The sequence below is a fragment of the Acinetobacter sp. RW6 genome, from assembly GCF_041956835.1.
GTDB classification, from domain to species: Bacteria; Pseudomonadota; Gammaproteobacteria; order Pseudomonadales; family Moraxellaceae; genus Acinetobacter; species Acinetobacter calcoaceticus.
This window is the reverse complement of record NZ_CP167121.1, coordinates 1,701,451-1,725,096: the sequence shown is the minus strand read 5'-3', so window position 1 is coordinate 1,725,096 and position 23,646 is coordinate 1,701,451. Positions and strand designations below refer to the sequence as shown.

24 protein-coding genes are annotated in these 23,646 nt (G+C 36.6%); 9 read left to right on the top strand and 15 right to left on the bottom strand.

Translation table 11 applies throughout. The annotated features are described in order from the left end of the window. Positions 1-133 precede the first annotated feature (133 nt). Together ACB088_RS08080 and ACB088_RS08075 are read right to left on the bottom strand one after the other, a co-directional pair. The gene (locus ACB088_RS08080; protein WP_017389460.1) at positions 134-598 is read right to left on the bottom strand and encodes a hypothetical protein; all 465 of its coding nucleotides are present in this window, start codon (positions 596-598) and stop codon (positions 134-136) included. Between the two features lie 255 nt (positions 599-853). After that, entirely contained in the window at positions 854-1,783 is a 930-nt protein-coding gene (locus tag ACB088_RS08075) for a DMT family transporter (protein WP_199990645.1), read from the bottom strand. Between the two features lie 94 nt (positions 1,784-1,877). On the opposite strand from ACB088_RS08075, the gene ACB088_RS08070 reads away from it, so the two are divergent. After that, the gene (locus ACB088_RS08070; RefSeq protein WP_005041209.1) at positions 1,878-2,729 is read left to right on the top strand and encodes a LysR family transcriptional regulator; all 852 of its coding nucleotides are present in this window, start codon (positions 1,878-1,880) and stop codon (positions 2,727-2,729) included. Positions 2,730-2,821: 92 nt separating this feature from the next. Here the strand turns inward: ACB088_RS08070 and ACB088_RS08065 are convergent, their stop codons facing one another. The 7 genes from ACB088_RS08065 to ACB088_RS08035 all read right to left on the bottom strand — a co-directional run bounded on the left by ACB088_RS08065 (position 2,822) and on the right by ACB088_RS08035 (position 10,378). Continuing rightward, positions 2,822-3,448, bottom strand: a complete 627-nt coding sequence (locus tag ACB088_RS08065; protein ID WP_132070172.1) for a sterol desaturase family protein — start codon at positions 3,446-3,448, stop codon at positions 2,822-2,824. 97 nt (positions 3,449-3,545) lie between these two features. Further along, complete coding sequence (locus tag ACB088_RS08060; RefSeq protein ID WP_375038569.1) at positions 3,546-4,550, bottom strand: AraC family transcriptional regulator; 1,005 nt, start codon at positions 4,548-4,550, stop codon at positions 3,546-3,548. A gap of 84 nt (positions 4,551-4,634) precedes the next feature. Continuing rightward, a complete protein-coding gene (locus ACB088_RS08055) occupies positions 4,635-4,814 on the bottom strand; it encodes a hypothetical protein (protein ID WP_092705559.1) in 180 nt (59 codons plus the stop codon). A gap of 561 nt (positions 4,815-5,375) precedes the next feature. Further along, positions 5,376-6,395 carry a fimbrial protein gene (locus ACB088_RS08050; RefSeq protein ID WP_133746201.1) on the bottom strand — a complete coding sequence of 340 codons (1,020 nt, stop codon included), beginning with the start codon at positions 6,393-6,395 and terminating at the stop codon, positions 5,376-5,378. Continuing rightward, positions 6,392-8,848, bottom strand: a complete 2,457-nt coding sequence (locus ACB088_RS08045) for a fimbria/pilus outer membrane usher protein (protein WP_375038791.1) — start codon at positions 8,846-8,848, stop codon at positions 6,392-6,394. The genes ACB088_RS08050 and ACB088_RS08045 overlap by 4 nt, the downstream gene beginning before the upstream one ends. A gap of 140 nt (positions 8,849-8,988) precedes the next feature. Next, the gene (locus tag ACB088_RS08040; RefSeq protein ID WP_375038568.1) at positions 8,989-9,732 is read right to left on the bottom strand and encodes a molecular chaperone; all 744 of its coding nucleotides are present in this window, start codon (positions 9,730-9,732) and stop codon (positions 8,989-8,991) included. A 73-nt stretch (positions 9,733-9,805) separates the two neighbouring features. Further along, positions 9,806-10,378 carry a fimbrial protein gene (locus ACB088_RS08035; protein ID WP_375038567.1) on the bottom strand — a complete coding sequence of 191 codons (573 nt, stop codon included), beginning with the start codon at positions 10,376-10,378 and terminating at the stop codon, positions 9,806-9,808. A gap of 408 nt (positions 10,379-10,786) precedes the next feature. Here ACB088_RS08035 and ACB088_RS08030 point away from each other — a divergent pair, with 408 nt between their 5' ends. Both ACB088_RS08030 and ACB088_RS08025 read left to right on the top strand, forming a co-directional pair. Next, complete coding sequence (locus tag ACB088_RS08030; protein WP_133746198.1) at positions 10,787-11,137, top strand: hypothetical protein; 351 nt, start codon at positions 10,787-10,789, stop codon at positions 11,135-11,137. A gap of 63 nt (positions 11,138-11,200) precedes the next feature. Beyond that, positions 11,201-11,413: a hypothetical protein gene (locus tag ACB088_RS08025; protein WP_209830644.1), complete on the top strand. Its 213-nt coding sequence runs from the start codon at positions 11,201-11,203 to the stop codon at positions 11,411-11,413. A 48-nt stretch (positions 11,414-11,461) separates the two neighbouring features. Here the strand turns inward: ACB088_RS08025 and bioB are convergent, their stop codons facing one another. Together bioB and queG are read right to left on the bottom strand one after the other, a co-directional pair. After that, positions 11,462-12,451, bottom strand: coding sequence for a biotin synthase BioB (gene bioB / locus ACB088_RS08020; protein ID WP_004642579.1), 990 nt, complete (start codon positions 12,449-12,451; stop codon positions 11,462-11,464). A gap of 93 nt (positions 12,452-12,544) precedes the next feature. After that, positions 12,545-13,639, bottom strand: coding sequence for a tRNA epoxyqueuosine(34) reductase QueG (gene queG, locus ACB088_RS08015; protein ID WP_375038566.1), 1,095 nt, complete (start codon positions 13,637-13,639; stop codon positions 12,545-12,547). 26 nt (positions 13,640-13,665) lie between these two features. Here queG and ACB088_RS08010 point away from each other — a divergent pair, with 26 nt between their 5' ends. Continuing rightward, on the top strand, positions 13,666-15,123 hold the full coding sequence (locus ACB088_RS08010; RefSeq protein WP_375038565.1) for an NAD(P)H-hydrate dehydratase: 1,458 nt from the start codon (positions 13,666-13,668) through the stop codon (positions 15,121-15,123). 7 nt (positions 15,124-15,130) lie between these two features. Here ACB088_RS08010 and ruvC read toward each other — a convergent pair whose 3' ends face one another. Continuing rightward, complete coding sequence (gene ruvC, locus ACB088_RS08005) at positions 15,131-15,676, bottom strand: crossover junction endodeoxyribonuclease RuvC (protein WP_003651385.1); 546 nt, start codon at positions 15,674-15,676, stop codon at positions 15,131-15,133. A gap of 240 nt (positions 15,677-15,916) precedes the next feature. On the opposite strand from ruvC, the gene ACB088_RS08000 reads away from it, so the two are divergent. Together ACB088_RS08000 and ACB088_RS07995 are read left to right on the top strand one after the other, a co-directional pair. Further along, entirely contained in the window at positions 15,917-16,510 is a 594-nt protein-coding gene (locus ACB088_RS08000; RefSeq protein WP_375038564.1) for a helix-turn-helix domain-containing protein, read from the top strand. Further along, entirely contained in the window at positions 16,507-17,052 is a 546-nt protein-coding gene (locus tag ACB088_RS07995) for a GNAT family N-acetyltransferase (protein ID WP_375038563.1), read from the top strand. Before ACB088_RS08000 ends, ACB088_RS07995 begins: the two co-directional genes overlap by 4 nt. A gap of 66 nt (positions 17,053-17,118) precedes the next feature. Here the strand turns inward: ACB088_RS07995 and blaOXA are convergent, their stop codons facing one another. Next, a complete protein-coding gene (gene blaOXA / locus ACB088_RS07990) occupies positions 17,119-17,940 on the bottom strand; it encodes an OXA-213 family carbapenem-hydrolyzing class D beta-lactamase (protein WP_375038562.1) in 822 nt (273 codons plus the stop codon). Positions 17,941-18,436: 496 nt separating this feature from the next. Here blaOXA and ACB088_RS07985 point away from each other — a divergent pair, with 496 nt between their 5' ends. After that, the gene (locus ACB088_RS07985) at positions 18,437-19,000 is read left to right on the top strand and encodes an FxsA family protein (RefSeq protein WP_375038561.1); all 564 of its coding nucleotides are present in this window, start codon (positions 18,437-18,439) and stop codon (positions 18,998-19,000) included. A 66-nt stretch (positions 19,001-19,066) separates the two neighbouring features. Here ACB088_RS07985 and ACB088_RS07980 read toward each other — a convergent pair whose 3' ends face one another. Continuing rightward, positions 19,067-19,261 (bottom strand): hypothetical protein, encoded by a 195-nt coding sequence (locus ACB088_RS07980; protein WP_092705569.1) that lies wholly within the window; start codon positions 19,259-19,261, stop codon positions 19,067-19,069. 258 nt (positions 19,262-19,519) lie between these two features. Here ACB088_RS07980 and ACB088_RS07975 point away from each other — a divergent pair, with 258 nt between their 5' ends. After that, the gene (locus ACB088_RS07975; protein ID WP_199990636.1) at positions 19,520-19,768 is read left to right on the top strand and encodes a hypothetical protein; all 249 of its coding nucleotides are present in this window, start codon (positions 19,520-19,522) and stop codon (positions 19,766-19,768) included. Positions 19,769-19,895: 127 nt separating this feature from the next. Here ACB088_RS07975 and metK read toward each other — a convergent pair whose 3' ends face one another. Continuing rightward, on the bottom strand, positions 19,896-21,062 hold the full coding sequence (gene metK / locus ACB088_RS07970; protein ID WP_092705570.1) for a methionine adenosyltransferase: 1,167 nt from the start codon (positions 21,060-21,062) through the stop codon (positions 19,896-19,898). 538 nt (positions 21,063-21,600) lie between these two features. Here metK and tkt point away from each other — a divergent pair. Continuing rightward, positions 21,601-23,589, top strand: a complete 1,989-nt coding sequence (gene tkt, locus ACB088_RS07965; protein ID WP_375038559.1) for a transketolase — start codon at positions 21,601-21,603, stop codon at positions 23,587-23,589. Positions 23,590-23,646 lie beyond the last annotated feature (57 nt).

Sequence of the window (23,646 nt, the reverse complement as noted above, 5' to 3'; positions counted from 1 at the left end):
GGCTGTAGAACCTAAAAGTGGCTTAAATATTTCATAGATAAATAAAAAAAATAATTAGACTGATTTTATTTTTTAATAGAGTTAAATGATAGAAAAATAATATATAAAAAAGCCCTCTATTGAGGGCCTGACTTTATACATTAGTGTCTAAGATAGCTTGAAAAAAAGTTGGAAGTTCAGAAAATTGGACGAGTTGAGTTTTATCTTCTTGTTTATAATAATACTGATAGTTTGGAGCTTCTGAATGATTATCGAGATATTGAGTTGCATCGGTAAATTGTGCTTTTGCAACTGGTTTGTCTTTTTTAAATTTCACAATAATAGGATTTACTGAATTTAATTTTACCGGTACACCATTCTCAAATTTAGCAGTTTCAATTAATAAAGAAATTTTAAAATTTCCGAATGTTACGCAACAATGGCCTCCATTTTCTGTTTTAATTTCTTGATCATGAAAAAGCTCTTTAAATAAATTCTTTAAAGATTCTCTATGCTTATCTAAAGCGATTTGAAAATCATGATCTTGTTGTCCAATTTTTTCTTGCTCATCTTGCAGCAATTGGGCTTGCTTTTCAATGGTGGTGAAATCCAGCTTCATTTTAATATCTCCTTAGGTTGTTTTAAAACTATATATGGCAATATTTTATTAAGTTTTAGAGAAACATATATTATTTGTTACAACGCAATAATTAAGATGAGCTTTTGTGATAAATAATTGGAAATGTAAAAATATATTTATTAAAAATAAAAATTATAAAATTAAAGAGTTTATTAAGTGAATTTTTTTCTATTTTTTTATTTGAAAATGCTGCTACATGATAAACATATGATTTTTAATGTAGCAGCAAATTTCCTATTTTGTACAATGTTTCACTATAAGTAGGGTGCCTTTAATTTTAAAAAAACCTCCGCTACTCATTACACCAAACATCACAAAAGCTGTTCCTATCAATTGCCAGATATTGAGAGACTGCCCTGTAAGTAGGGCTATCAGCATACTAAATACTGGTACAAAGTTAAAAAAGACGGAAGCACGTCCGGCTCCTAACTTTTGTATGCCATTAAACCAGAATAGATAAGCAATCATTGTAGAGCAGATAATCACATAACCCATGGCCAGATGTGCATTTACAGGCGCAGAAGTGATGGCTGTAAGAGGATCTTCAAATATCATACTTAACACGCCAAGGGTTATTGCCCCGAACATCATAGAAAAAGTCGTTGTTTCTAAAGGCGTGGCATTTTTTACATAGCGGCGAGATAGAACATTTGCTAAGCAAAATCCAAAAGCCCCTAATAATATGAATAGATCTCCAATGTCTATTTTTAGGTGAAGCAAAGTTGTTATATGCCCCTGACTAATGACGAGTAACACGCCACTTAAGCCGAATAAAACACCTAAAAATTTACTGGCGGTAAGTTTTTCACCGTCCAAAATAATTGTCATTAATAGAGTCATCAACGGTGTGGTTGCCATAATTAAAGCACCATTCACAGCAGATGTAGTCTGTAAGCCATAAAAACAACCTATATTGAATCCTGCAATGCCGACAACCCCAATAATAAGATAGATAAATAAATTTTGACTTAAGGCTGCCCATCTTAGCTTGCCTGTTATTGAAAAGATCAGAAGTAAGCCTAGGCTTGCAATTGAAAACCGTTCAGATGCGGCAGATAGCGGAGGCATATGTTGAATAATATAAGACATTGCATTAAATGCTGATCCCCAAAAAAACATCGTTAATACAACACCAGCATAGGCATAAGCCACCGTTCTGTTCATCGACAGGCTCCCACTAAGAAAGGTTTTATTCTGGGCAATTATATAAAGGTGTACAATTCCGTATTAATACACTTCTAATGTGAAAATTTGCACAATGATTGATTGGGAAAATTTACATTACTTTTCAGTTTTTACCGAAGAGAAATCACTGTCAGCTGCCGCAAGAAAGTTGGGGGTAGACCATGCAACTGTATCCAGAAGAATTGCTCAACTAGAACAAAACTTAAAACTCAAATTAGTGGATCGTAGACCACGGACCTACATTCTTACTCCGGATGGAGAGCGTCTTGCGCAAGTAGTCGCTCGTATGATGGAAGAAACGTTTTCTATTGAACGTTTAACTCAGGCTGGCCAGCAAGAAGTGATGGGTAGTGTTTCTATTAGTATGCCTCCTTTAACGGCTGCGCATCTCATCATGCCTCATCTGGGAAGATTTTATCGTCATTATCCCCAATTAAAGTTGCGTGTACTCGGTGATGTTCATTATGTTTCTTTGCAGCATAGTGAGGCTGATATTGCTGTACGATTTGGTCGTCCTAAAGATGAAAACTTAGTTGCCCGTAAAGTAGGTGAAATTCCTTTTGGAATATATGCTGCTCCAAATTATTTAGCTTCAACTGATTCTGAAAGTTATGAATGGATCAGCGTTGAAGTCGGGGGTGTACATGGTCAAAAACAGCAGAAGTTAAAAGAAAGATTAGGCAATAAAGAACCTATAATGGTTACAAATCATCCTGAGCTTCAGTGGAGAGCCGCATGTGGCGAAGCTGGATTAGCTGTGTTACCTGATTTTTTAGGCACACTGAGTAACTTGGTAAGATTGCAAGATGATCACCCCATGAGTGCTGAAATCTGGTTGGTAACCCACGAAGATCTACGACATAGTCCTGCAATACGTGTAGTAATGGATTTTCTGGTGAGTTGTTTCGAGTCTTTTAGAACTTAAACCTGGTTAGTTAAATGCTAACTCTTAGACGTCTGTTTAAAGAAGCTGCCATTTTTCCCGCAGCTTCTTTTGAATTTAGTTAGATCAATACGCTAGGTCAGACTAACTTCTATACCTTCACGTAAATTAGATTGATCTTGACGAGAGTTTAAATCAATTTTGGCAAAAGACTTAGCAAGTAAACGTCTAGCCGCTGAATTAATAGGTTTTTCTACCCATTTAGGTAATTTTATCCCTAAAGGATTAGTTTCGGTTTTAGATACTTCGGTGGTTACTCTTGTTCCCATAATATAGTCAAACCAAGGTCTGGTAACGCACCAATTCGCATTCTGATTACTTGTCATATGGTGATCATAATGCCAAGGAATACGTTTTTTTGCATATTCTGGATCTAAATGAGATTTAGCATGTACACGCCAATAATTCCATAAACCATAATAGAGTCCAGCTGTAAAAAAAGGAGCTACAGGTAAAAAAATGGTAGCAGCACCTGCTAATCCAATTAAGGCTGTTTTTTCATTATAAATTTCAGCATTTTTAAGCATAGATTCGGCATAGCCTTCATCATGGAAGCCATTTAAACGGGCACGTTTATGATGTGCGATATGGGTGAAAAATGGGCTATTACGATACTGGCTTGGAAACTCATGCAGCCAAACTTTATGAAAGTACCATTCCAAGCCATTTGCTACAAAAATACCTACAGGGAATCCAAGCATATTGGTCACTTCTTCTAAATTACAATTTAAAGCCATTGTAAAAGAAGAACGTTTTATCCCTTTGACCTAATAGGCAGTAGACCAATTGCCTTTAGAATCAATTTGATTGTTTTTGTTTACGTTGTCGATAAGCACTTGGACTTTCATTGGTCCATCGTTTGAATGCACGTGTGAACGCAGAGGGCTCTGAAAAACCGGTTAGATAAACAATTTGATCAATAGTTTCTTGTGTATTAGCAAGCAAACGTCTGGCAAGTTTTTCTCGATGTTGATTTAGAATCTTTTCATAATTTGTATTAATAGCTTGCAAATCAGCGCGAAGAGTACGAGGGTTGCGGTTTAATTGTTCTGCAATCAATTTTTGATCAAATTGCCCAGATTCAAGTAATCCATTACTAAGCAAACGTTCAATTGTATGAATGAGTTGATGCTTTCCTAATGTTAATAGCTGTTGTTCCGCAAGAGTTTCATGGATTTTTAATAATTCTGGCTCAGCAGCTGGCGAGGTCTTATTTAATAGTACACTCGGAAAAACAATAGCACCTTTTGTTTGGCCTAATATGACGGGGCATTCCCACATCTCTTGATAAGTTTCAGCCGAGGCACCTTGTTGATAAGGTAGAGTAATGTGACTAGGTCTGAACTCATTATTAGTAATATATTTAAAAAAATTAAGAAAAATACCAATTCCACATTCTAGATAATGTCTTACGGGATGCTCAAAACCCGATAATATTGCTTGATCTTCATTAATGGTTAAGGAAAGGCTAAAGACATCTGTAAGTAGTGCTTGATATCTTATAGCGCGCTGCAATCCTTCACCAAATGTAGAGCTGCTCAAAAATAGATATTCAATGACCAAACCCCGGAAAGGGGGCATTTGCTTACCTACATGTAAGCCAATATCAGGATTTTGGCTGATTTCTTCAGCAGCTGTCCAAAAACGGTGTTGGGTAGAATTATCTCTACGAATATTTTTATCAGGTGGGTGATTAGGCAAATTTACACTTGCAAAAATAGATGCTACATCTAAGCCCATCTTTTGCATAGTCTGGTAAGTCATCCATAAAAAAATTCCAGCGTCTGAAGAATTTTTAGACATAATTTGATGACAACTCTATAAACTATAGCGCATATTCAATCATGATTTTATTGCTGATTCTATATCTCAGAAATTTATATTAGTTTAATGATCAGGAAAGAAACCTGCATCTTCACGTGCTTGCTTTAAAGCTAAAATAAAGGAGGTTAAAAAAAGTAAACCTATAAAAAAAAGAAAAAGATCGATGTTACTAATCGCAAAACCTATGCTTGTAGCGCCTAGACTTAGTAATAAGATACATAATATTTTCCAAAAAATGAGCATGTTACGTTCTGATAAAAAGTCTAAAACATATTATTTGCAATTGAAGGGGATTTCTAAATTTATTTATGTTTTTTTTATTATAAATTATGTAATTCTGTAAAATTTAGTTTTTTATGATTTTGGCTCAACTATTTGAAGTTAAAGTAAATTTAAGTTTATTCGACTTGACGAGTGTCTTTTAATTTTTCTTAAAATTAAGTTTTTATTAATTATATAGAATGATAATTCTTTAGAAGCACTATAAAATAGCGGTTATAAATTAAATTTATTTTTTTAATTTATTTAAAACAATATGTTATGGTTGGTTTTTAAATTTTTGTTAAAAAAAAGACTTGATCTTTAAGCCGAATTTTGAAATTATACTCATGCAAATTGTGATCTATTTCCCACAATTTGTATTTCAGGTTAAGTGGTTATCACTAATGCTCATTTGCTATTTTTGCTTATGAGCATTTTTTTATGTGATTTTTTAATAGAACTACAAAGTTTGAAAAAATTAGTTTTTTGAGTTCTCTTGGTAGCATTAAGCTTATTTGTTTTTAGTAGTTTTATTGAGAATAGTTAATCATATTGAATCGTCACCGTCGCTGTGGCTTTAACCTCACCTGCGGTCACATTGGTGGCGGTCTGATAGTAACGAGCAGTTAAAGGAATATCATATTCAACAGTTTGGTTGGAACTCACCATACCTATATTTAGTTTGCTTGCTTTTTGAATCGGCTGATTTGCTCCATTCATATTCCATAACAGTTCGACACCGACACCGTTGGCTTTGATTGAATTCGCGGCACTGTTGTTAATCACCTGATTATTGGAGGTATCAGAATTATAATCAAAACTTAAGCTGATCGTATTGCTCGTAGCGATACCAGAATTGTTTTCGCCACCATTACATAAGATCGATAAATTAAAATTCTGTTCCCCTTGGGTTGACCCAATCGCTCTAAAGCCTGATTTCATCACGGTTGGAAGTTGAACTGGTGAATCTACACCATTTTGAATTTCACAAGATGAAGATGCAATAAGAATAGGGGCATTACTTAATACGGTAGTGGTTAAAAATGGGCGGTTCTGTTGTCCTGATACGTAATAGGTACTGTAACGGCCTGCGACTAGTGCTCCGGAGCCTGTTGTCATGGCAGTTTTAATAACTTCCATAACAAAATACCCAGGGGAAAGTGTATATGTTTGATTGGGTGTTAATGTACGTCTATAGGGATAATATCCTGAAAAATCTGAAGCATCGGCAGCTTCGCGATAAAGTCGAATACCAATACCCGGAATATTGGTAGCATAAACATTATTCCCTATAGGACTAATTGGATAATTTAAGGGGAGAGCTGCAATAATTTGATCACTCGCTCGATTACAAGTTGCAGTCGAATTATTAGGAGATACTGTAAAAGTATTCTTTTGTAAGATCGTTCCTATTGGATCATTTGGTTTTACTACGATTTTACCTATATTCATCGGAATATCTACGGTAGTAAATCCTTTACTTAAATTACAATTTGCATTTGTATGGCTATAAGCAAATAGACTCACTGCCAAAAATCCAATTTTTTTTAAAATATTATTCATTTACAGACTGCCTTTGTCATAATAATTGGTTGGTTGTTATGCTTTATTTGATCCGCTATATCGTATTCAATTTCACATTTTTCAGTACTCGTATTTCCCCATTTCACATATAAACGGTCATGGGTTAAGGGTGTTCGTAAATAAATGCGACTGCCTTGCGCGACAATACCTATTACTTCGTTATTCTGGTTGTACACTTGTGCAGCAAAAGGTAGATGTGAGCCATCTAATGTTGTTGTACTAATAAAAAGTGCATAACCTTTTTTTGTTGAGAATTGAACTTTAGTGATCGAGCCTGCATAGGGAGCAATCCGTAAACTGCTCTCACCAAGTTCAACTTGTGTGGACATATCTTGTGGATCAAGACTGATGTCATTCATACGATAAGGCGTAACATAAGGAATAACGGCATATCCCTTTTTGTTAATACTGAGCCCTGGTGTATTGCCGACTTGTGCTCCCGTAGCATCTGGTGCATAGACCAGCACCATGGTTTGAGCCTGATCTGGCCCAAACAGAATTCCTTGGGAATGTGCAACAACATTGCCACTGAAGTTAAGCATTTCTTGTTGGTATGAATCTGCGTGACTTAATGAAGCACCTAGTGTTGTATAGTTTGTTTTATAGGTACCATTAATATTCAGGTTGGTTTGACCATGATCCTGATTAGAAATTGATGCGCCGTAGTTTAAGCGACTTCCTGTAAAGCCACTGAAACTTAAAGTCTGGCTATCCTCACCAATAACACTATTAAAAGTCAGAGAATTTTTCTTAAAATCTAATGGAAAAGATAAAGAAGCAAGGTACTGCGTATCTTGACCTGTGCGAGTTCCGCCTTCATTAATCTCGCTGCTCATTGCGGATAAACTATAAGTTAAATCTTTAAATTGATTGCTATAACCTAATTGGAACTGTTTATTGGTCGTGGGTTGATTCCAATAGTTTGTCCATGAACCCACTAAATAAAAATTTCCCCATTGCTTTGGAAGAACTTGATTTAAAGTAATCTGGAATTCACTTTTTTGTTTTCCTACGGAAAAGCTATCAATATTTTGTTGTTGTAAATCTTGAATTAAAATTGCATCACGCAATTTGAGGTAGTTCTCTGTTGAATAGCGATAAGTAGCTAATGTTAAATTAGTATTTGTTGGAGAAAATAGTCGACTGTAACTTAAACGATAACTTTGTCCTGTCATTTTAGATTGATGATCAAACTCAGCTTTTGATTGAGTGGCATCAAAAGAGACAGCTCCAATGGGTGTTGAAAAAGCTGTGCCTAGTAATAAGGAGAGATACTGCTGGGTTGCTTGAACCGCACTGTAAGTTGTGAGGTAATTATTAATTCCTCGTTGATACTTACCCTGTATCAGCCATGGAGTTAGGCTAAGGTTTGAATCTCGAAACTGCCCTAAAGTAAAAGAGTATCGACTCATTTGAGGGCGTAGCATTTCGACGACAGAAGCATAGGGAATAGAGAATTTTTGAATTATTCCATTAGATTCAATTACCGAAACTTGTAGTTCGCCTCCAAATCCCGTTGGGTAAAGATCATTAATTTCAAAGTTTCCGGGTGGTACCGTTGTCTGATAAATTAAGTTGCCTTGTTGCCTAACCTCGACTTTCGCATTGGTTTTTGCATAACCTCTTACTCTAGGGGCGTAACCGAGCATACTGTTTGGAAGCATTCGGTCATCACTTGAAATATTTACCCCGCGATACGGTAACGAATCGATAAAATCACTATTAGTAAAATAATCGCCTAAGGTCACAACGCCATGAATTTTCGGAAATGCTTTTTGTATATATGTATTCGTTGAAGTATAAGAAGAATTATCAGTTTGAAAATCAGTATGGTCTTGCCATTTCCATTGTCCATTATGGCGAAATTGCCAACTCGCTAAATTTGCTCCAAGATTAGTCCCCATAAAAGCATATGTACTTTCATGTTGTTCGTTAACTATCCGATAAGCAGTTGCGTTATATGTCAAAAAAGCTGCATTAATACCTCGATCCCAAAAATGTGGGTCGATATAGCCTTGTGCATTTTTTTCTAATGTGGCTTGGGGGATAGAAATATCAATTCTTAAACGGGAGCTGTCAAATAAATAAAAAGCATTATCTATCCAAGTCCCTAGTGCGTCACAAGAAAGAGACGATGTATGAGAGTGTTGGCTAAGCACATCGGATTTTACGCCATATTCTAGTAACATGGTTTCTGTGAAACAGGTTTCGGCATTTGCATTCGGATTGTGCGCGTTAAAGCGCATATGTCGTTTACCCAGCCATTGACCATTAATATAGACATCTAAGCTATATTCACCAGCTAAGATGGGGTTTCCATATTTGAAACGACCAATATCAATTTTTTGCGCATTACCTACTAAAAAATTACTATCAAACTCTGCTTTTGAGAAACCTGAAACATCGGTACTATTTTCGGCATATGCAGCCAAAGGCATAAATACCGCAATACTTGAGGCCACATGACAAGTAAAAGGGCTTTTTAAACATATATAAGGTATAAACCATTTAGACATAGTTTTAGAGCCTATTCATGATAGGTATTTAGGTTTTCTTAAGTAATACAGTAAGGTTAGAACTTTATTGGGTGCTCAACTCTTCCACCATAATCATTGATATATACAAAGCTCATATCTGCTAAATTTTTATTTTTTATTTTTATTTTATCTTCGGAAAAAGGAGCAACCATTAAACCTTGTTGTAATAAGTCTGTTTTATGGCCTTCACTTCCCTGAAAAATGGAGCTAATAGTCAGGAAAAAGGGTGTCGGGTTCGTCACTACTAGATATTGATCATTCATTTTCCATTGAACTTTCTCACTTAGTTGTTCAATATTTTCTTTTAGATTTATAGGGCGATAAAAAAATTTAATGCGCGAACGAACAGCAAGCTGTAAAAAATTATTAGAAATAGAGGTGTTATGGTCTTGTTGAGTTTTTCCTTCCGGTTTAGGAGGTATATCTAAAACATTAAGCCAAAAAATAGATTCTTGTTGCTGATTTAATTGAGAAGTATTAGGCAGAGCTGTAATTCTTAAGGTCTGGCCTTTATTCGCTTCTACTCGTGAAATCGGGGGAGTAATAATGAAGGGCACATTTGCTTCATCGGGAGTCAACTTTGCATTTCCATCATCGATCCAAGCTTGAACAAGAGAGGGAGCTGTACCGTTATTACTCAGTTGCAAAGTGATCTCACGTGCATTTGAAGGATAAATGACACGAGTTCCATGTAAAACAATTTCAGTATGGCCTGTGGTAGTCAGTGCTACCTGTAGACAAACTAATCCCCAAAAAAACTTACGACCACGAAAAAGCATGAGTCATATTCTCAATAATGAATAATAGATAGGAGATAGCTTCTATCTTTAAATAGAAGCTTCAATTTTAATTTTATTGATAAATAATGGTGTATTTTACTTGCGATGTTACCGTACCCGCAGTAGAAGCACCTATAGCATAGTATTCAGCATAATAGTTAAGGTCAGCATCGCCACCTGCCGAAACATTCACCCATTGTGAGTTGGTCTGAGCCGCATTCGTGCCTGTAGCGAGTACAGGGATTACAGCATTATTACTGCCTAGCAACTGGATATTCACGTTTGTTGCGCCGCCTGAAGTTGCTTGGTTTAATAAACGACCAGTATTAAAGTCAACGGTAGCACCCGGCTCAAAATAGGTGGCTACTTTACCAGCCGAAGCACAGTTCGTTAAATTAATTTGAAATGGGGTACGGCCAGCTACATCACCTACATTTTTTAAGGTTTGAGATGAAACTGTAGGCAGGTTAATTGTTAGATTTTTATCTCCAGTATCAATCGTACAAGTATTATCTGTGACAAGACCATTAATAGTAATTGTGCCATCTGCAGCTTGTGCATTTGTTATATTTAAGAGAGAAACCGCCGCCATAAAAATAAATCTTTTCATAAAATCCCCAGAATAGCCTTTTAAAATAAATTCCATTACTTTTCAGCAAGTTTATTCTGCTTAAGTAAGGCGAAGGAAATATATCACTTTTCAACCAAAAAACAAGAAAAACATTATATTTATATATATTCTGATTGATTATTTTTATTATTTAATATTTTGAAATATATTTTTTATCAGTTGGTAAAATAATGTGTGATTCATTTTTAAAATAAAATGAAAAAACTCGTAATATTTAAGTAATTGTATTTTATTAAATTAATCTAACTTTAAGACATTTAAGATAAAAGTTGCCCACATATATAGTGTAAATTATTGTTTTTTAACCATAAAATTATTTTTTAATTTATCTTGTGAATATATTTATTTTTTAAGAATTTTTTAAGATTCAATTCCTACTGTTTTAGTTGTAATTTAATAAAAGATAATCTGGAGTTCCGTTCCATGAATAGTATGAAGTATAGCTATAAACCTAATTACTTTTTCTTTGCTCATAAGCTAGTTTTGTTTTTAAAGGATTATCTCATTAAGCACCCAACGGAGCAGCAGACAACGTTTAACTTGCAAACGATTTATGACATCTTTAGTCATGATCTTGCTTCGAGTACAACTAATCTTGAGGGTATCTTAAATATTGCAGATGAATACGTCTTTGAAACAGAAGAAGGTTTACTTCCATTGATCAGTAAGCACTCTGTTAACCTCAAGAATCATGTGCTTTCTTTGGAATTTTCACCACAAGCTTTGACAAGCTTATTGTCGGGTCGCTCTTTAGTGAACCCTAAAGCAGCTTAGATTCTCTTTTAAGGTAGAGTTAACTCATATAAAATTCATAAAATTTATTTTTAAGAGTGATTTATGAGTAAAGACTTTAAGGCTTTAACTTATATTGTGGATGATAATATAGCAGATACAGTGACTTGGCTTTTACATCATCAGGATGTTTTTGATGCTTTTAATTTTGATGTATTGAGCCAAGAGTTGTCTGTAACGCATGCTGCAGGAAAAGACATTATTCGAGTCGGGACATTTCTTAATGCCACTTATGGAATTTTAGTTACTTCTGTTTAAATAAAAAAGCCCTGAAGAATCAGGGCTTTTTTATTTTACTGCCTTGAGTTATGCACTCATGGCATTTACTGATAGATCAGCAACTGTTGGCTTTGGTTTTTCTGCGGTTAAGCCGAGTTTGTTAAACAAAGCTTGGTCTTTACCTTCACCTGCATTTGGTGTGGTGAGTAATTTATCACCAGAGAATAATGAGTTTGCGCCTGCCATAAATGCTAATGCTTGATCTGAATCACTTAATGACTCACGACCAGCAGATAAACGAATATAGCTATGCGGCATAATAATGCGCGCAACAGCAATAGTGCGGATCCATTCAATTACATCAAGTTTTTCAACATCAGCTAACGGCGTTCCTTCAATTGGAACAAGCATGTTAATTGGCACAGATTCAGGATGAATTGGTAGGGTAGCTAATTCATGTAATAAACCAACACGGTCATCACGGCTTTCGCCTAAACCTACAATACCGCCACTACAAACTTTCATGCCAGCTTGGCGAACATAATCTAGGGTATTTAAACGATCATCAAAAGTACGCGTGCTAATGATGTGTGAGTAGTACTCACGAGATGTATCTAGGTTGTGATTGTAATAATCTAAACCAGCAACTTGTAGACGCTCTGCTTGAGATTGGTTAAGCATGCCTAAAGTCATACAAGTTTCCAAACCCAAAGCTTTTACTTCACGTACCATTTCTAAAACATAAGGCATATCGCGTTCATGTGGGTTACGCCAAGCTGCACCCATACAAAAACGTGAAGAACCTGAATCTTTTGCAGCTTTTGCTTCGCTAATCACTTTTTCTACAGCAATACGTTTTTCTGCTTCTAGTTTTGATTCGTAATGTGCTGATTGTGAGCAGTACTTGCAATCTTCAGGGCATTTACCCGTTTTAATCGATAAAAGGGTGCTGACCTGAATCGCATTGGCAGTGAAGTGCTCGCGATGTACTTGCTGAGCCTTGAAAACTAAATCCAAAAAGGGTTGTTCATATAAAGCTTGGATTTCTTCACGATTCCAATCATTACGTAGAGTCATTGTCATATCCATGATGATGGCATTAATTCACTACACATAATCATACAGAATTCGTATTAAAGCTATAGGGCAAAAAACATCATTTTTTTAATTTCATGACTGAAGTTGATTAAGTTGCTGTTCAATTGCCCAATCAATATGCACGTTGACAATATCATCATGCAAAATCTTGCCATTTTGTAGTTGAGCTACAATTTCCGTTGAATAAGGAGCATTTCCTAAACCGATTGCAATATTACGTTTAAATGATTGATAACCTGTCCGGCGGATTGGGCTGCCTTCCGTATTTGCCAAAAACGTAGCTTCATCCCATTGCCAGATATCGAGTAGGCTGATGCTGTCTAATCCATTTCTAGGATTGAAATCGTTAATAGAAGCAGTTTTTGCGAAACTGTTCCATGGGCAAATTAATTGACAGTCATCACAACCAAAAACTCGATTACCAATACCAGCACGTAATTCTTCAGCAATAATTCCTTTATATTCGATAGTTAAATATGCAATACAACGCCGTGCATCGAGCATATAAGGTTCCACAATTGCTTGTGTAGGACAAATATCAATACAAGCACTACATGAACCACAATGAGAGGTCGTTGGGCCATCAAAAGGTAAATCGAGTGATGTAAATAGTTCACCCAATACAAAAAAAGAACCTGACTTTTTGTGAATGAGCAAAGTATGTTTACCCGTCCAACCCATTCCAGCACTTTCAGCCAATGATTTTTCAAAAATAGGGGCTGAATCAGCAAAAGGACGTGATTCAAAATCACCAACTTTTTCACGAATTCGTGTGGCTAAAGTTTTCAATCGTCCCCGCATTACTTTGTGGTAATCACGACCACGTGCATAACGAGCAATAATCGCAGAATTTGGTTCGAAAGGTACATATCGAGGTTTTGGAGATTCGACAAGATAGTTCATGCGAACGCAGATAATACTTTTTGTGCCAGGAACTAATAATGTTGGATCAGCCCGCTTTTCTAGATTTTCTTCTAAATAGGTCATATCTGCATGATAGCCACGTTCAAGATACTCTAAAAAACGTGGCATTTGCTCTTGAGCATCTGGTTTTGCAATGACACAATCAGCAAAACCCAAGTCTAATGCTTGAGCCTTGATCCATGCTTTTAATTCATGAAGATCAAGTTGTTGCAACGCAATGCGTGATGTATCGGAAAATGTCATAAACCAAAATGCAAAAGGATAATAATATGCAGGCGATAGTTTACCATAGCGATGATATTCAAGCATGGGAGCAACGCTGGTTTGCTGCGCAAAACTCATCATTAGGTTTAATGCAACAAGCGGCTTGGTCAATTGCTCAACAGTTAATTGAACTTTTTAACGAGCAGTCTGTTAAAAATATCGCTATTTGGTGTGGGCAGGGTAATAATGCTGGTGATGGTTATTTTATAGCAGCTTATTTAAAGCAAACGGGTTGGAATGTTGAAATCTTTGCATCAGAAGTAGGAGCTTCAGCAGATTTACACCAAGCTGTGCAATTTGCAAAAGATCAACTGGTGCAAATTCATCAAGGTTTTGAACTTGCAAAGCATTTTGATTGTCATATTGATGCTTTATTTGGTATTGGTTTAAATCGAGAATTAAACATTCATTGGCAACAGGCTATTCAACAATTTAATGAACAAACTGGCCTAAAAATTTCTGTTGATATACCCAGCGGTTTGCAGGCAAATACAGGATGTACTTTACCTTGTGCAATAAGGGCTGATCATACATTTACAGTTTTAGGACTTAAAGCCGGATTATTTACAGGTCAAGGCAAAGAATACGTAGGCGAGCTTCATTTAATTGATTTAATTCCTATAGACCAAGAGCTGAAACCGCTAGCTTATTTAACATCAACAAATATTAAACTTCCTAAGCGTATGGCATTTGGTCATAAAGGGAGTTATGGGCATGTTTTAGTCGTTGGTGGACATGAACAAATGGGCGGTGCTGTAATTATGGCTGCCGAGGCTGCTTTTCATGCAGGAGCAGGTAAAGTCACGGTGGTTTGTCATCAAAACCATCATCAGTCTATTTTGTCTCGTTCACCAAATATTATGCTCCGTGATATTAATGCCCTAAATGAAAAGTCTATTAAAGATATTTTATCTCAGGTTGATGCAGTGTGTTTTGGAATGGGGTTGGGGCGTGATGATTGGGCAAAGCAGATCTACCGACAATGGTTTAATTTATTAAATCAGAGTGAACATCTGGAGATTGTTTTAGATGCAGATGCTTTATGGTTTCTAGCAAAACAGCCTCAAAAATTGAATGCACATATTTATCTAACACCTCATCCTGGAGAAGCTGCAACATTGCTTGAGTGTTCCACTACTCAGATTGAGAATGACCGAATCTCTGCGATTTATGCCTTACAACAAAAATATGCAGGGCAGTGGGTGCTTAAAGGAGCAGGTAGTCTGATTTTAGAAGATACTCTTTATATTTGTCCCCAAGGAAATGCGGGTATGGGAACTGGAGGAATGGGCGATGTACTAGCAGGCATGATCGCGAGTTTAAAAGCACAGTTCCATAAAACAATTGCATTACATGAAATTGTTACCCTTCATGCTCAGGCCGGTGACCAACTTGCAAAACAAGGTATGCGGGGTTTACAGGCTTTTGAGATGAATCAGGCAATTATACAAGTCGTGAACTAATAAAGCGTTAACGTCTACGACTGCTAGAGCGGCTTCGACCACGTGCCATACCACCTAAGGCATTAAGGACCGACAGTTTGCTCATACTTCCAGATGCATGAGCATGGCAAATTGCTGCTGCTAGTGCATCTGCTGCATCTGCCTGAGGTTTAATGGTCAGGTTAAGTAATCGCATGACCATCATTTGTACTTGTTCTTTGTCTGCGGCTCCATAACCTACAACAGATTGTTTAATTTGGCGCGCAGTATATTCTGCAACTTGCAAATCTAAATTAACTAAAGCGGCTATTGCTGCACCACGTGCTTGACCAAGTTTTAGGGCAGAATCGGGGTTTTGAGCCATAAACACTTGCTCAACGGCAGCTTCAGTTGGACCATGAAATTTAACAATACGTTCAATACCAGCAAAGATACGTTTTAAGCGTTCGGGCATTTCCTTAGTTTCTGTTCGGATAGTACCTGCATCGATAAAACGTAGTTTGCTCCCATCTTTTTCTATGATTCCATAACCTGTTAAGCGTGAACCAGGGTCAATCCCAATAATCAAAGACATGCGAAGGCTTACATAAATAATTTAAAGGTATTGTTACATACCAAAATATGATCTGCATGAGTTATTTAAACAAGTCACTTATGAATGGTTATTTTTCGTTTTTTAAATAGATTCTATTTTGGTTACTACAAAGAATAGTTTTTCAAGATTTCTAAAAAAGATAAAATTCTTTAATAATTGACAACATTCTAGTTTAGTGGAATATTTGTCTATAATTTTGGAAATGGAATTTGTGGGTGCATGGAAGATATTAATATTCGCATCGCACAGCAAGTACGTGAACTGCGTTTAGCTCGTGGATATACCCTTGATGTTCTTGCTACACGATGCCAAGTGAGCCGTTCTGCTATTTCGTTAATTGAAAGAGGTGAGGCCAGCCCAACAGCGGTTGTCCTTGAAAAGCTAGCAAATGGTTTAGATGTACCTTTGACTCAACTCTTCACTAACCAGCAAGGTAATCAATCACCTCAGCCCATTGTTCGGCGTAGTCAACAATCGGAATGGAAAGACCCGGAAACTGGCTATATTCGCCGTCAAATTTCACCTCCAAATTGGAAGTCTTCATTTCAGATTGTTGAAATTGAGTTTCCAGCTCATTCACGAATTACTTATGAAATTAGTGAAACCTCTAAGGTGGTACAGCAGCAACTTTGGGTAGTTGAAGGGAAAATTGATATTCAACTAGGTGAATCTTCTTATGCTTTAAGCACAGGGGATTGTTTGGCAATGCAACTAAACCAGCCCGTTATATACAGTAATAATTCATCTCAAGTCGCTCGCTATATTTTAGTCGTCTCTAATCAACTCGTCTCTGCCATTAAGGAATCTTTATGACTTATTCCCTCAATTCCAATTTTCGTTTAATTGATTGTAATGAAGCAGAACATTCAGTGGCTATATTAGAGATTCTGAATGAAGCAATTATCAATTCTACCGCTCTATATGACTATTTACCGCGCTCTGAAGAGTCGATGAAAAATTGGTTCTCGGTTAAAAGACAAAATGGTTTTCCCGTCATTGGTATTGTTGATGAGACTGACAAGTTATTGGGTTTTGCGAGCTGGGGAACCTTTAGGGCTTTTCCTGCCTATAAATATACCGTTGAACATAGTATTTATATTCATCATGAGCATCGTGGTAGCGGACTAAGCAAAATTTTAATGCAACAGCTGATTCAGCGAGCTCAAGAGGCTGATTTACATGTATTGATTGGTTGTATTGATGCGACTAATCAGGCAAGCATCGGTTTACATGAAAAAATGGGCTTTACTCATGCAGGCACTTTTAAACAAGTCGGTTTTAAGTTTGGGGAATGGCTTGATGCAGCTTTTTATCAATTAAATTTAAATACGCCATTACATCCAGTTGATGGCTAATAAATTAGGTTCAACTTTTAAAATTAAAGAAATAGCCCAATCTATGCTTGGGCTATAGAGTTGAACTTATAAGATACCCAGTTGTTCTAAGCCTTTATAGGCAATCTCTTTGCGAATAGAACTAGGAGTTCCTTTTTTCATTTCTAAATTAAGTGAGAATGCCACAATTTCTCCTTGTGGTTGAATGACCCAACCTGTTAACCAACCAACTTGTGGTTCAACATCCCATCCCCAACCGCTTTTGGCATAAATCTTACTTCCATTTTTTTCCTCTATGAACACCATTGATTGAACTTGTTCTTGTACATCTTTGCTAAATGGAAGCGTTGTATGGGCTAATTGATAAGCAAATTGGGTTTCTTGTTGAGGTGTAATTTTTAGAGGGCCGACGAGCCAAAAATTATCTACTTTTGAACCAATGTTAGCATTACCGAAACCAATTCGTTTCACCTCTTTGGACATAAGATCCAGACCAATTCGTCGGGCTAATTCTTGGTAAACTGGAATTGCAGAAGCTTTCATGGCATCACCCAGTGTCATGTCCTTTTCCCAATCAGGAAATAAACGTTTTTGCCCATCCCATTTAAATACTTCAGTTGTAGTTACCTTATGATGTTCAAGTCCAATTAAAGCATTTAACATTTTAAAGGTAGAGGCGGGAACATATTCGGTTGATGCTCTTTTAAGATCATTGCCATAAATTTCTTCTGTTTGCCCTCGCTTAATCACCAAAACACCTGTGGTCTGTGCTTGATCAAACAGTGATTTAATTTCTTCTGAATTTTTATTGGCAGAAATAGAATGTATTTGATGTTGTTTTACCGAATTGGAAGAACAAGCGGATAAAAATAGGAGGTTTATTGCAACGATAAGGGCTTTTTTATACATAATCTGACTAAGTTTAATTTGAAGTATTACTAATTAATTTAACTTGAATAGAACTGTCTTTAGATAGGTAAAATGTAAGCTATCTATGAAGGTTTATATGTACGTATTACTTTTAAAGTCCTCCAAAAGTAAAGCATAAACAAAGGAATGCTCCTAACTTTGCTAAGCAAATAAGACTTTATTTGACTAAAGAAGTTCTTTTTTGAACGAATTCTCGCTCAAATAGAGTAAAAAAATTCAAATCTGATTGAAGTGGCACTTGATAAAGTTGATACAGCACTCATTAATAATAAAGCATGTTTGTTTTTATCGAGTTAAAATCAAATATACTCCAGTATTGCAGACTCTTGCCGATGCGATAGTTTTTGTTAATTTTTAGAAATTAGAAAGAACAATCAGAGCTAAGAGGAATGCTTAATCCTTATTTGCAACTTAGATAAGGTTAGGTCAAATAAAACTGCAATGAATTTTCTTTTTGAGATAGATAAAGTTTTACATGAATTTACTTCTTATTGTAGTTCTGGGCGCGATTGTTGAAATTGCCGTATGGATTGGCGTAGCACAGTTCATCAGTGGATGGTATGTGTTCTTTTGGTTCATTATTGCTTTCTTTATTGGTTTGGGGCTTATTCGCAGAAGTACTGCCGGTATTATGCCTCAATTACAGCAAATGCAGATGACAGGTCAATTAGGTAGTGACCCAACAGTAACTAAAAAACTTGCTTATGCTTTTGCAGGTTTCTTATTAATGTTGCCGGGTCTTGTATCTGATGTTTTGGCTGTTTTAATTTTGATTCCTGGTGTTCAAACCGCATTTCGTAATATAGCGATGAGAACTCTTGCAAAACGCCAGCAAGCTATGATGAATAAAATGATGGGTGGTATGGGTGGTAATGCTTCGGGACAAAACCCATTTGCTGATTTAATGCGTCAAATGCAAGATATGCAGAACCAGCAGGGTGGTAGTCAAGGCCAATACCATGATTCAAACATTATCGATGGTGAAGCGCGCGATGTTACGCCAAACCACAAAAAAATAGAGCATAAAAATAAAGATTAATAAGTGTGCTATGAATATAAAAAAGCTTAAACCCATGAGGTTTAAGCTTTTTTTATTTTTAAATAATTATTTATTTTGGCAATCCGAAGTCGATGAATCAATATCATCCATTTCTAATCTAGTTTTTTCTTGTGGTTTCGACTGTGGTTGATATTTATTTGAAGGTAGAGCGGTTTGCTTGTTTTCAGATTGTTGATAACCTCGACTTCGGTTGGCTCTTTCGCGAAAGCCACCCTTATTAATGAGCTGTGTATCTGACATGCATTGACCTAAAATGTGAGATTATTCGCTTATTTTAGCAAATTTGACAAAATATCAAAATAAGAAAAATAGTGCCAAAAAAATAATATTTAACTTATCTTTTTGTATTTTAATAATATTTTTTAATTGACTCAATTGTTCATTCAGATTGAATTATCTTTTCATTTCACATAGGATAAATATAAAGGATGTATAAATTAAAAATGCAGCAAACCTATTAAAAAAACAACGGTTGAAATGAGGGAAGGAGGGTTACCTATGCTATATCAATACCATTGTGCGTGTTGCGACAAAGTTGTGGCATCAACTGATAAATCATGTCCACATTGTGGTTCGCAACATATTCGAAGCCCGTATGGTTTGTGGATATTTTGTGTGATGGCTTGTCTAGCGGTTGTCGTCGTATTTAAAGTTGTCCATATATATGTACAGGACCATCAAGATACTCCTACACAGTCAACAATACTTGATGTGCTAAATCAGGATGATAAAACGACAAGACAATAATTTTGTTCAAAGTTATAAATGATATGGCATCAAGGATGGTTGCTAGAAGAGTAAACCCTACATACTATAAAATTTAAACTATAAATAAAAAAGCCCGCTCATTGGCGGGCTTTTTTATGTCATTTTCTTAGAGACCAGCAGCATCTTTAAGGGCTTCAACTTTATCAGTTTTTTCCCATGTAAATGCAGAGTCTGATCCTTCGCGACCAAAGTGGCCATAAGCCGCAGTTTGTTTATACATTGGTTGAAGAAGATCCAACATACGAGTAATACCAAACGGTCTTAAATCGAAATGATCACGTACAAGTTGAATAATCAACTCATCAGAAACTTTTGCTGTACCAAAGGTATTAATTGAAATTGAAGTAGGCTCAGCTACACCAATTGCGTAACTCACTTGAATTTCACATTTGTCAGCAAGACCAGCTGCTACAATATTTTTTGCAACATAACGACCTGCATATGCAGCAGAACGGTCAACTTTAGATGGGTCTTTACCAGAGAAAGCACCACCGCCGTGACGAGCCATACCACCGTATGTATCAACAATAATTTTACGGCCTGTTAAACCACAGTCACCCACAGGTCCGCCAATAACGAACATACCCGTTGGGTTAATATGGAACTTAGTAGCAGCATGGAACATTTCAGCAGGAATGATCGGCTTGATAATTTCCTCAATGATCGCTTCTTTAAGCTGGCTTTGAGTAATTTCAGGATCATGTTGAGTAGACAAAACGACAGCATCTAGACGTACAGGCTTGCCATTTTCATATGCAAAAGTAACTTGGCTTTTTGCATCTGGGCGTAACCATGGAAGTGCGCCTGAGCGACGAAGTTCAGCTTGACGTTCCATTAAACGGTGAGCATAAGAAATCGGAGCAGGCATTAACACATCTGTTTCACGGCTTGCATAACCGAACATCAAACCTTGGTCACCGGCACCTTGATCTTCAGGTTTTTGACGGTCTACACCTTGTGCAATCTCTGGTGATTGTTTACCAATCATATTGATTACAGCACATGTTGATCCATCAAAGCCAAGATCAGAGTGGTGGTATCCAATACCGTTAACGGTATTACGAACAACAGCTTCAACATCAATATTAGCAGTCGTTGTTACTTCACCAGCAAGTACAACAGCGCCTGTTTTTACCAGTGTTTCACAAGCAACACGTGCGTATGGGTCTTCTTTTAAGATTGCATCCAAAATAGCGTCGCTAATTTGGTCGGCCATTTTATCGGGATGACCTTCGCTTACAGATTCCGAGGTAAAAACAGCGTACTCGCGCATGAAAGTCCTATCTTGGTTATTTCAAAAGACATAATATGTTACATCGACTTGAGCTTGAGGACCAGTTCATACTGACCAAAAAGCATGAATTTGTTTCATTTATACTGTGTTTTAATTGATAAGTGTATTAGTAAAATTGATATAAAGAGTATTTATTTAAAGTATTGGTATTTTAATAATTTTTTGTTAGTACGTTTTTTAGACATATGGTTTAACAGAAAGATGATGTCTTATAAGTCGGATTTTAAAGAAAAGAAATATGATCGATCTAGATAGAGATTTCACAATATTTTATCTATATATCAAAGTCTAATAGAACTGCCTGCTCGCATATGGGATCCGTATTTAAAAAAATGAGCACTGTTTTGTATAACTTAAAGGTTCAAATGTTTTTTGTGTAACCAAGAAACGGTTAAAAATAAAGAAATATACTATGTTGGGGTTTACCCTCAGCCTTTTTTTTAAGACAATATAGCGGCATTGAATTGTTATTCATCTTCTTCTTTTCATCAATCTATTAAAATTGGATTCTGATCTTATGGCGACCCCTTTAAACGAACGTCGTATTGCAAATGCAATTCGTGTATTGGCAATGGATGCTGTGCAACAGGCAAACTCAGGGCATCCTGGTGCTCCAATGGGGATGGCAGATATTGCTGACGTCGTCTGGCGCGAGTTTTTAAATCACAACCCAACTAATCCACAATGGGCAAACCGCGACCGTTTCGTTTTATCAAACGGCCATGGCTCAATGTTGCAATACGCTTTGCTTCATTTAACAGGTTATGATCTTTCAATTGAAGATTTAAAACAGTTCCGTCAATTACATTCAAAAACTCCTGGTCACCCTGAATATGGTTATGCACCAGGTATCGAAACAACGACTGGTCCCTTAGGTCAAGGTATTGCTAATGCTGTTGGTTTTGCCTTAGCAGAAAAGACTTTAGCTGCCCAGTTCAATAAAGATGATTTAAACGTTGTAGACCATTTCACTTACTGTTTCTTGGGTGATGGCTGTTTAATGGAAGGTATTTCTCACGAAGTATGTTCTTTAGCTGGTACTTTACAACTTGGTAAATTGATTGCTTATTATGATGACAATGGCATTTCAATTGATGGTGAAGTAGAAGGCTGGTTCAGCGATGATACGGAAGAGCGTTTTAAAGCCTATGGTTGGCAAGTTCTTCGTGTAGATGGACATGATGCTGATGCGATTCGTCAAGCAACAATCGAAGCAAAAGCTGAAACTCAAAAACCAACCATTATTATGTGTAAAACCATTATTGGTTTAGGTTCACCAAATAAACAAGGTAAAGAAGACTGTCATGGTGCGCCATTAGGTAAAGATGAGATTACTTTAACTCGTGAAGCATTAGGCTGGAAAGAAGAAGCATTCGTTATTCCTGCTGATGTATATGCTGCATGGGACGCGAAAGCAAAAGGTACTGAATCTGAAGCAGCTTGGGATGCGGTATTTGCACAGTATCAAGCAAAATATCCAACTGAAGCAGCTGAGTTACTTCGTCGTATTAGCGGTGACTTACCAGCTGAATTTGCAGCGCAAGCAGATGCATTCATTCGTGAAACAAATGCGAAAGGCGAAACCATCGCAACACGTAAAGCAAGCCAAAACACATTACAAGCATTTGGTCCTTTATTGCCTGAATTGCTAGGTGGTTCTGCTGACTTGGCTGGTTCTAACTTAACGCTTTGGAAAGGTTGCCAAGGTATTCAAGAGAACCCAGCTGGTAACTACGTATATTATGGCGTACGTGAGTTCGGTATGACTGCAATTGCCAATGGCGTTGCATTACATGGTGGTTTTGTTCCTTACGTTGCAACATTCTTAATGTTTATGGAATATGCGCGTAATGCAGTACGTATGTCTGCATTGATGAAACAACGTGTAATTCATGTTTATACACATGACTCAATTGGTTTGGGTGAAGATGGTCCAACTCACCAACCAATCGAACAAATTGCTTCTCTACGTGGTACACCTAACCTAAATACATGGCGTCCTGCTGATACTGTAGAAACTGCTACTGCATGGAAATCTGCTTTAGAGCGTAAAGATGGTCCTACAGCACTCATTTTCTCTCGTCAAAACTTACCATTCCAAACACGTTCTGAAGAGCAAATTCAAAATGTTGCAAAAGGTGGTTACGTTCTTGCTCAAGAAAAAGGCGAATTAAAAGCAATTATTATTGCAACTGGTTCTGAAATTTCTTTAGCAATGGAAGCTTATACTCAACTTGACGGTGTACGTGTAGTTTCTATGCCATGTGCAGAAGAATTTATGAAACAAGACGCTGCATATCGTGAAGCTGTATTACCAGCTCATATCCGTGCGCGTGTTGCAGTTGAAGCTGCTCATGTTGACTACTGGTGGAAGTTTGTTGGTCTTGATGGCAAAGTAATTGGTATGACAACTTATGGTGAATCTGCACCAGCAAAAGATTTGTTCCAATTCTTTGGTATTACAACTGAAGCTGTTGTTGCAGCAGTAAAAGAATTAACTGCTTAAATATTAAAGTAGTGTAAAAAAGCGCTCCATAGGGAGCGCTTTTTTTTATATCTGAAA